General features: G+C 44.9%; 6 protein-coding genes. 2 read left to right on the top strand and 4 right to left on the bottom strand.

What is annotated here, in order from left to right; all coding sequences use genetic code 11:
- Nucleotides 1-183: 183 nt before the first annotated feature.
- Nucleotides 184-876, top strand: a complete 693-nt coding sequence (locus tag AB6F11_RS18505; protein ID WP_102321500.1) for an oligogalacturonate-specific porin KdgM family protein — start codon at nucleotides 184-186, stop codon at nucleotides 874-876.
- A gap of 261 nt (nucleotides 877-1,137) precedes the next feature.
- Here AB6F11_RS18505 and AB6F11_RS18510 read toward each other — a convergent pair whose 3' ends face one another.
- Together AB6F11_RS18510 and AB6F11_RS18515 are read right to left on the bottom strand one after the other, a co-directional pair.
- Nucleotides 1,138-1,578: a DUF411 domain-containing protein gene (locus tag AB6F11_RS18510; protein WP_017060536.1), complete on the bottom strand. Its 441-nt coding sequence runs from the start codon at nucleotides 1,576-1,578 to the stop codon at nucleotides 1,138-1,140.
- A complete protein-coding gene (locus AB6F11_RS18515; RefSeq protein ID WP_102393930.1) occupies nucleotides 1,568-4,387 on the bottom strand; it encodes a heavy metal translocating P-type ATPase in 2,820 nt (939 codons plus the stop codon). Before AB6F11_RS18515 ends, AB6F11_RS18510 begins: the two co-directional genes overlap by 11 nt.
- A gap of 301 nt (nucleotides 4,388-4,688) precedes the next feature.
- Between AB6F11_RS18515 and gltX the strand changes: the two genes are divergently transcribed.
- Nucleotides 4,689-6,116, top strand: coding sequence for a glutamate--tRNA ligase (gltX, locus tag AB6F11_RS18520; protein ID WP_017064147.1), 1,428 nt, complete (start codon nucleotides 4,689-4,691; stop codon nucleotides 6,114-6,116).
- Between the two features lie 125 nt (nucleotides 6,117-6,241).
- Here gltX and AB6F11_RS18525 read toward each other — a convergent pair whose 3' ends face one another.
- A complete protein-coding gene (locus tag AB6F11_RS18525) occupies nucleotides 6,242-6,775 on the bottom strand; it encodes an isochorismatase family cysteine hydrolase (protein ID WP_240698162.1) in 534 nt (177 codons plus the stop codon).
- Nucleotides 6,776-6,821: 46 nt separating this feature from the next.
- Nucleotides 6,822-8,219, bottom strand: a complete 1,398-nt coding sequence (locus AB6F11_RS18530) for an FUSC family protein (RefSeq protein WP_017060532.1) — start codon at nucleotides 8,217-8,219, stop codon at nucleotides 6,822-6,824.
- Between the last annotated feature and the right edge of the window lie 364 nt (nucleotides 8,220-8,583).

An 8,583-nucleotide genomic window follows, 5' to 3' on the forward strand; every position in this document is an offset into this window, starting at 1 on the left:
TTAAATAACTTGTCTTTTTTTGATAGTGAGAGGGATCACTCTGCTGTCCCTTTTATTTTTAAACGCGAATTAATTCGAGCAACATAGATTTCATGCCAGGGAGGCTACCAACTACTCAAGCGGTGAAGGTGAATGATGTACCGAAGATGTGCCGCTGAAAAAATTAAACTAAGGCAGTTTACTATGAAAAAAATTATCGCTCTAAGTGCTCTTTCTCTTGCTTTCGCTTCTAGTGCTTTTGCTGGTTCTTCTTACGTAACGGGTAACATCCAAATTCATGACGATGGCCGTATCCACGGTTCTGACATGACTTCTACGCTAGAAGCTGGTCACACGTTTGATAACACTCTAGGCGGTTTCACGGTTTATTCTGAGTTTGATGGTATCCAACTGGGCAAACTTGAATCTGAAAATGGCGGTGCAGGTAATACTACTCCAGGCATCACTGTAGGTGGTGAGCAATCTTTCAACATCACTGACAACCTATGGGTTGCTGCGGGTTACCAACATCTATTCTCTGCGGGTGAAAGCATTCAGTTCCGTCCACTAGTTAAGATCGGTTACAACTTCGACAACGGCATCTCTATTAGTAACCGTACTCGTGCACACATCGATGATACTTCAGCTAATGCTGACACAGACTACCGCATGGATAACCGCATTGCTTACACAGTGAATGCTGACCTAGCGCTTAGCTACAACAACGTATACATGATTGATGCTGAAGCGATGGACCACGAGTTACGTGCAACATGGACTCGTCAAGGTGTTCAACCTTACTTTGAATTCCGTAGCCAAGCTAACGGTGTAGATTTCGCAAACGGCGATTCTAAGCAGAACAACGCATTCGTATTCGGTGCTTCTTACGGCTTCTAAGCTGATTCGCTTGGTTGCTTAGTCTATTAGATTATTAGCCGAGTGAGCTTCTTCGCTAAATAGCTTTTTGCTAAATAGCTTGCTAGCTAATTAGCGAGGGGAACATAGCGGTACTAACAGCCCGGTTGGTGCCGCGACAAGATTTGCTTTACTGTCCAAAAGCAAAGAGCCTAGCAAGTAAACCACAGTCTTGGGTTTACTGAATGCTAGGCTCTATTTTTATGACTTCTTTTTATTGCTGTGTGTTGGTCTGTTTAGGTTCTATTTTCCGTTGTAGTGACGGTATTCAAACACCTGACCTTTTTCATTAAACGCATACACAGAATACTCGTCTTTCTTATCGCCATACTCCATGCCTGGCGAACCCATTGGCATACCCGGAACCGCTAAACCAATCGCATTACGTGGTGGGTTTTCTAGAAAGGCTTTAATGTCATCTGCTGGAATGTGTCCTTCAAATACGTAACCGTCGATCTCTGCAGTGTGGCAAGAGGCTAACTCCTGTGTTACCCCTAGCTTCTGCTTGATTGGGTTCATATCATCGTGGAGCTTCTCAGTAACATCGAACCCAGCATCTCGCATATGTTCTGTCCATTCAGTGCAGCAGCCGCAATATGGAGATTTATGGTTTAGCACATCAGTAGCCAAAGCCTGTCCTGAAATTGCAGCGAGTGCAGTAAGAGTCATAATTTTACGAATCATGGTTAACCTCATGAATATGGTTTTTGTTGATATTAGAATGAGTGGGTTTGAACAGTCTTAATCTGTTGGCATTGCTGACTACGGTGATTGATGACATCGCCATCGCAGCGCCTGCAACGACAGGGCTAAGTAAAAATCCAAAGAATGGGTAGAGCACACCAGCCGCAATTGGAATACCAAGTGAATTATAGATAAAGGCACCAAACAGGTTTTGCTTCATGTTTCTCACGGTCGCTTGGGAAAGCTCAATCGCGTTACTGACAGACAGTGGCGACGAGTTGAGTAGCGTCATTTGCGCACTTTCAATCGCGACATCACTGCCACTGCCCATTGCTATGCCTATATCTGCTTGAGCAAGTGCAGGCGCGTCGTTAATACCGTCTCCGACCATGGCAACACTCTTATATTGCTGTTGCAGCTGAACAATGTGTTGAGCTTTCTGCTCTGGAAGCACTTCTGAAATCACTTCGTCGATACCGACGTTTTTACCTATCGCTTGAGCTACAGAGTCGTTGTCGCCCGTTAATAGCACAGTGTGAATTCCGGCGGATTTTAGTTGAGCAATAGCTTGTTTGCTATCTATTTTTAATGCGTCTGAAATGCCTAATATGCCTTCCAGTTTTTGGTCGATGACGACGAAGATTGGCGTCCATGCTTGTGCGCGGCAAAGTTCAATAAAGTCACTACCTATTTGAGTATCAACACCGAGTTGGGTTAGGTATTTAAGAGAGCCGACTTGGATGTGTTTTCCGTTAATGTTGGCTTGTACGCCAAGGCCGCGGCGGTTTTCAAATTCGCTGTGTGGGAGTACTGAAACTTCCAAGCTCTCTGCATATTGGCAAACGGCTTTGGCGAGTGGGTGCTCAGATCCTACTTCCACTGAATAAGCGTAAGCCAGTAATTCCCGTTCCGTTAGATTAGGGTAAAAGGCCTGTTGAACGGTTGGTTTTCCTTGGGTCAATGTGCCTGTTTTATCAAACACAACAGCATCGATTTTGCTAGCTGATTGCAATACATCGGCGTCTTTGATTAGAACGCCAAACTCAGCCGCTTTACCGACACCGACAGTAATAGAGAGTGGGGTCGCGAGACCTAATGCACATGGGCAAGCGATGATCAGCACGGTCGTCGATACGACAAGCATGTAGCTTGCACTTGGTTGTGGGCCAACAAAAAACCAAACTAAGGCGGCAATGGCAGCGATCGCGACTACAACAGGAACGAAAACAGCAGAGATAGAGTCGGCAAGCTTGGCAATTGCAGGTTTACTGCTTTGTGCTTGGCGAACCATCTGGATAATGCGAGCCAACATAGTGCTTGAGCCAATTCCTGTCGCTTCAATAATTAAGCTGCCGTCACCATTAATGGTACCTGCAGAAACGCCATCATTAACTGATTTTACGTTGGGAAGCGGCTCACCAGTCAGCATCGATTCATCGATATAAGATTCACCCGAAACCACGACACCATCGACAGGGACTTTTTCTCCCGGCTTTACTCGAACTTGCATGCCCACTTGGATGGCCTCTACGGCGATGGTTTGCTCTTTGCCATCGACGATAACCATCGCTTTTTGAGGCTGTAAATTAATCAGTGCCTGTAGCGATTTTGTAGTGCGAGCTTTGGCTTTGGCCTCGATGTAGTGACCCAAAGAAATAAGGCCAATGATCATCGCGCTCGCCTCAAAGTAGACGTGGCGAGAAGCTTCAGGGAACCATGATGGAATGAGCACAACCAACATTGAGTAGAACCATGCTGCGCCTGTACCCAAAGCTACTAGCGTGTCCATGGTCGCGCGTTTATGCATCAAGGATTGCCAAGCATTGGTGAAGAAGCTGCGTCCAGAAGTGGCTAACAACACTAAACAAACCACACCAATGAATCCCCAAGCCAGTTGGTCGTTAAATGTAGTAATGGTCATGCTGCCGCCGAACACGCCCCATGCCATTAGCGGTGCCCCAAGCAGTAGCGCACTCACTGAATTTTTTAGGAAGGCCTGTTGAGTGCGAAGTTGTTGCTCTTGCTGTTTTTGTTGTTGTGTTGCCGCATCATCAACAAACTCGGCGCCATACCCCGCAGCTTTGACTGATTCGATGAGCTTGTTTTCAATGAGATCACGTGTTTTGGAGGTGAAAACCAAGGCAGTTTGTTCGGCAAGGTTGATCTGAGCTTGGTCGACGAACTCATTCTTTTTCAGCGCTTTCTCTACCGAAGAAACACAACTTGCACACGTCATTCCCTCAAGAACAAGGTGATAAGTATATTGGCTAGCTGCAGGTTTAGCTTGTGTCGGTTCAGCCGTCGTTGGTTTTTTATTTTCTTCTGAATCTGAACCTGAATTAGATAAAAGGTTATTGGCTTCAGAGTAGGGAGCTGCGTGATAACCCACACTTTCGACTAGCTCAATAATCTCGGATTCTTCAAGCAGAGTAACCAACGACAATTCATGTTTGGTGACGTTTAGATTTGAGGCTTGCTCAGTTTGTTGAATCGCCTGAGTCAGTTTGCTCACGCACTTACCGCAGCTAAGACCAGATAGCGAAAGGTGCAGTTTATTACCCATGCTATAACCAAGCGTCGCTAGTTGTTCGTTGAGTTCAACGTAACTAAAAGGAGTGGAAATATCGATGTATGTCGGCGATATGTCGTTGATCTTCGTATTATCGAGACCATCAAACAGTGTGCGGACTTTCTTCGCACATCCCATGCAATTTAGGCCGTTGAGTGCGGTTGTGTAATGCTTCATATCGATACTCCAATTCTCATCTACGCCCAACATAAACCTTACCGTAAGGGTAAGGTCAAACATAAATTCAAGAATTTGATCTTAGTGGCATATGAATGGGTGGGTTAAGTTTGTGGGATAGGCGAGAGTTAAAGAAAAGCATGGCTATAATTTACTGGCTCAGGCTATAGATTTGCTACATCGAAGCTGGATTTAGCCTTTCTACAGTCGCTTTCGCACAAGATCCGCGCATTAATCATTCACTACTGATTGTAGATTTAAGCGGTGGTGATAAAATAGCGCCCAAAATTTAGTGATATTTTTCTGTTGCAGGCTTTGTAATGGCAATCACTAAAAGAATCACCTACATAATCAAGGTATTTAAATGACGGTTAAAACTCGTTTTGCTCCTAGCCCAACTGGCTATCTTCACGTTGGTGGTGCACGTACTGCACTTTACTCTTGGCTATTCGCTAAGAATCAAGGTGGTGAATTCGTTCTGCGTATCGAAGACACGGACCTTGAGCGTAACTCTCAAGAAGCGGTTGATGCAATTCTAGAAGGCATGCAATGGATGGGTATGGAATGGGATGAAGGTCCTTACTACCAATCTAAGCGTTTTGACCGTTACAACGAAATGGTTGATAAGCTACTTGCTGAAGACAAAGCATTCAAATGCTACGCGTCTAAAGAGCTGCTTGATGAAATTCGTGCAGAGCAAGAAGAAAACAAAGAAATGGCTCGCTACGATGCTAACCACCCTAAAATTGTTGCAGCAAACGAAGCAGCAAAAGAAGGCGATGCGTGCGTTATCCGTTTCCGTAACCCTAAAGAAGGCAGCGTAGTATTTGATGACCAAATCCGTGGTCGCATTGAAATCGCAAACAGCCAACTTGATGACCTGATCATTCGTCGTACAGACGGTGCACCAACATACAACTTCGTAGTTGTAGTGGATGACTGGGATATGGGTATTACACACGTTGTTCGTGGTGAAGACCACATCAACAACACACCTCGTCAAATCAACATCTATGAAGCACTAGGCGCGCCAGTTCCAACTTTCGCTCACTGTGCAATGATTCTTGGTGATGACGGTGCGAAACTTTCTAAGCGTCACGGTGCTGTTTCTGTAATGCAATACCGCGACGAAGGTTACCTACCAAATGCACTAAACAACTACCTAGTTCGTTTAGGCTGGTCTCACGGTGACCAAGAGATCTTCTCTCAAGAAGAGATGATTGAATTCTTCAGCCTGAAGGCTATCAGCAAGTCTGCTTCTGCATTCAACACTGATAAGCTACTTTGGTTGAACAACCACTACATCAAGACTTCTGAGCCTGAGTACGTTGCTAAATACCTGCAATGGCACCTAGACGCACAGAAGATCGATACAACAAATGGCCCAGCTATCACTGAAGTGATCAAGCTAGTTGGCGAGCGTTGTAACACGCTTATCGAACTTGCTGAGCAATCTCGTTACTTCTACGAAGATTTCTCTGAGTTTGAAGCTGGTGCAGCGAAGAAGCACCTACGTGGTGTTGCTAAAGGCCCACTAGAGCTTGCTCTTGCTAAGGTTGAAGCACTTGAAGATTTCACTACTGCAAACATCAAAGATGGTGTAATTGCAGCTGTATGTGAAGAGCTAGAGATCGGCATGGGTAAAATCGGTATGCCACTTCGCGTAGCAGTAACAGGCGGCGGTCAGTCTCCTTCTGTTGATGCAGTGATGGAGCTTGTTGGTAAAGAGCGCGTAATCGCTCGCATCAAGATGGCTCTTGAGTTCATTGCTGAGCGTGAAGCTAACGCTTAATCCTATTTCTCTTGTTTGAGATAGAATGTACTTGAGATAGAACGATCATCAGCCGACAGCTTAATTCGCTGTCGGCTTTTTATTGTTTAATGAAAATACGGTCAACGTATTTTAGGACGAGACAGTTATAGCAAGTCTTGAGCTTTTGCTAAAACACTGAGTTTTGGGAATATATTTTGGCAGCTGTGCTGGTGGTTCATCGGGTTCATATCTGCAATCGCATCTTCGACAATCACCACGTTATAACCCAGTTCAAATGCTTGTCTAGCCGTTGATTCGACCCCAATACTTGTTGCTACCCCGGTCAGATAAATATCCGTAATACCTTGCTCACAAAGCTGCTTCTGCAAATCTGTGTTGGTAAATGCACCCCAGGAATATTTGGTTAGATAGCGATAATTAGGGTTTAGGCGCAGGCTTTCGATGACCTCTCCCCATACGATCTTTGATGCGTCAGGCTGAGCCGCTTTATTTTGCAGTTCCGTTCGGCCTTGTGGACGACCGGCTACATTAACAATAATTACGGGTAAATCAGCATCATCAAATGCATCGCAGAGAGCAAGGCTATTCTCTATGATCGGTCGGGACACGGTTTCCGGTAATTGATCAACGATACCTTGTTGCAGGTCGATAACGACAAGCGCAGAGCATTTACTCATTTTCATTACTTTATGCCTTAGTGGTCTTTGTGTGAGGTTATAGTGGTTAACTTTTACGGTGTATTAAGCGGGTGTAAAAGCGGATGAAAGCCAGTGCAACCATCATATAAATGAGTAGGTTCAAAGGGGTAGTGACGTCATAAACAGGCACAAGTTGCGTTGCGCTCATGGTAATCATTACTAATAGGTTGCCCCCGAGAACTCGATAGACCATCCACTGATTACCAGCGAACAGGCGATACACCGTAAAGACATTAACAAAGTAAAATGCCATTAATTGCCATACTTCGGTCATCGAAGGTAACAGCAGAACATACTGAATGAGGAACAGTGACCCAAAGGCTAAGTAGCCAATGGTCCAGTGCTTTATCATTTGCCTAGGCATGTTGCTTAATATCAAGGCGCAAATGGCACTGTTAATGATGAACAGACTTCCCGATGATATTGGTAGATATATCCAGACTAGAATTGCTGAGATGAAGCTCATTGTGCCGACTAACGTATTGCTTAATCGTTGCTGGCTGTTGTCAAGTAATCGGGCAAATAAGCGCTTTTTCTTAAAGTTACCCTGGTAGAATTGTTTGACTGTCTCTGGAAAAGGGGGCTTGTAATCGACATTAACCGATGATGCTTCAATAAAAGCCATAGCCTGGTTAAGTATCGAAAAATCATTGTGATCAACCCCTTGATCATGGGCGTTTTGCAGTAACTGTTTGGCAACCCAGATTGCTTGAGTTTGCTGTTGATGCTTCCACTGCTTTCTGGCAGGCATACGGCCATGCAAATCGGGCAGGCGCATCAGATCGTTCAGCGCTTTGAAGGTCGGGCTTTCAATATTTAACTCGCAGCTCGTGTGTAACTGGAAACGCTGCGCTGAGTCATTGTAAGCGAGTGAATGAATGAGGGGAGACATCGCCTCTAAAACAACACTGACTTCGTTGTTAAAGCGTGTGTCATCATCCTCAGGCCAAACCACGCTATAGATGGTCGTATAGACCACGAAGCCAAGCAGGGTTTCTTGCAGCCTTAGTACCGCAATATTAAATGTAGCTACACCATCAAAGCTGCCAGATATCGCCAGCAGGATGCAGACAATAAATGCCGTAATGTAAGCATAGCCGATGACCGGATCGGAACCCATGTATATACAAATTGCGAGTAACAGTGCGATGTTTGCTAAAAAATAATATCGATCTTGCCCAAAAACAGCGATTAACCAAAGCCCGACAAACGCGCCACAAAGCGTCCCCAACAATCTGAGAATGCCTTTTTTCTTGCCAGCAGTAATAGTATCAGTGATGGCCAATATATTGACCACGATAGCCGCCCAGTAAGGCTTCTCAAGGTTAAAATACAACGCAAGGTAGATAGCTAAACAAAATGCTAGGGCAACCTTTATGGCATTCTTGGCTGGAGTGCTCAGTGACTTTATAATGAGTAGCATAGTGGGGTTTAGCGGCAGAGGGATCGAATACGAGGATATTGCCTGATCTTTTGGTCAGCCTAAACTCTAGTTTGAAGGCCTTGATCCATCAAATATAGCAACTCTATTGCATCGTTTAACATTCAGGGGAAGGGGGGCGATCAGTCACTCTACTTATACGATATTGTTCGATGCTGATAATGATCGATAGATCTTCTAATAGTTAATAGCGATAGAACATCAGGTTTATCGTTCTTCTAAGCTGGCTAGTTGTTCCGATTATTTTAGGTTCATCGCGGCTTTCCGGGGAAAGCCGCTTTTATCTTCAAGAAGAAGTAGTCGGTATCTCGATACCCATACCCCATTCGCTTGATTAGCTTTATCT

Source organism: Vibrio sp. 10N.247.311.14 (assembly GCF_041467715.1).
GTDB classification, from domain to species: domain Bacteria; phylum Pseudomonadota; class Gammaproteobacteria; order Enterobacterales; family Vibrionaceae; genus Vibrio; species Vibrio crassostreae_C.

Excerpts from the sequence above, each read along its gene's own strand:
- AB6F11_RS18530 (WP_017060532.1), bottom strand. The coding sequence starts at position 8,219 with ATGCTACTCATTATAAAGTCACTGAGCACTCCAGCCAAGAATGCCATA.
- gltX (WP_017064147.1), top strand. The coding sequence starts at position 4,689 with ATGACGGTTAAAACTCGTTTTGCTCCTAGCCCAACTGGCTATCTTCAC.
- AB6F11_RS18505 (WP_102321500.1), top strand. The coding sequence starts at position 184 with ATGAAAAAAATTATCGCTCTAAGTGCTCTTTCTCTTGCTTTCGCTTCT.
- AB6F11_RS18515 (WP_102393930.1), bottom strand. The coding sequence starts at position 4,387 with ATGTTTGACCTTACCCTTACGGTAAGGTTTATGTTGGGCGTAGATGAG.
- AB6F11_RS18525 (WP_240698162.1), bottom strand. The coding sequence starts at position 6,775 with ATGAGTAAATGCTCTGCGCTTGTCGTTATCGACCTGCAACAAGGTATC.
- AB6F11_RS18510 (WP_017060536.1), bottom strand. The coding sequence starts at position 1,578 with ATGATTCGTAAAATTATGACTCTTACTGCACTCGCTGCAATTTCAGGA.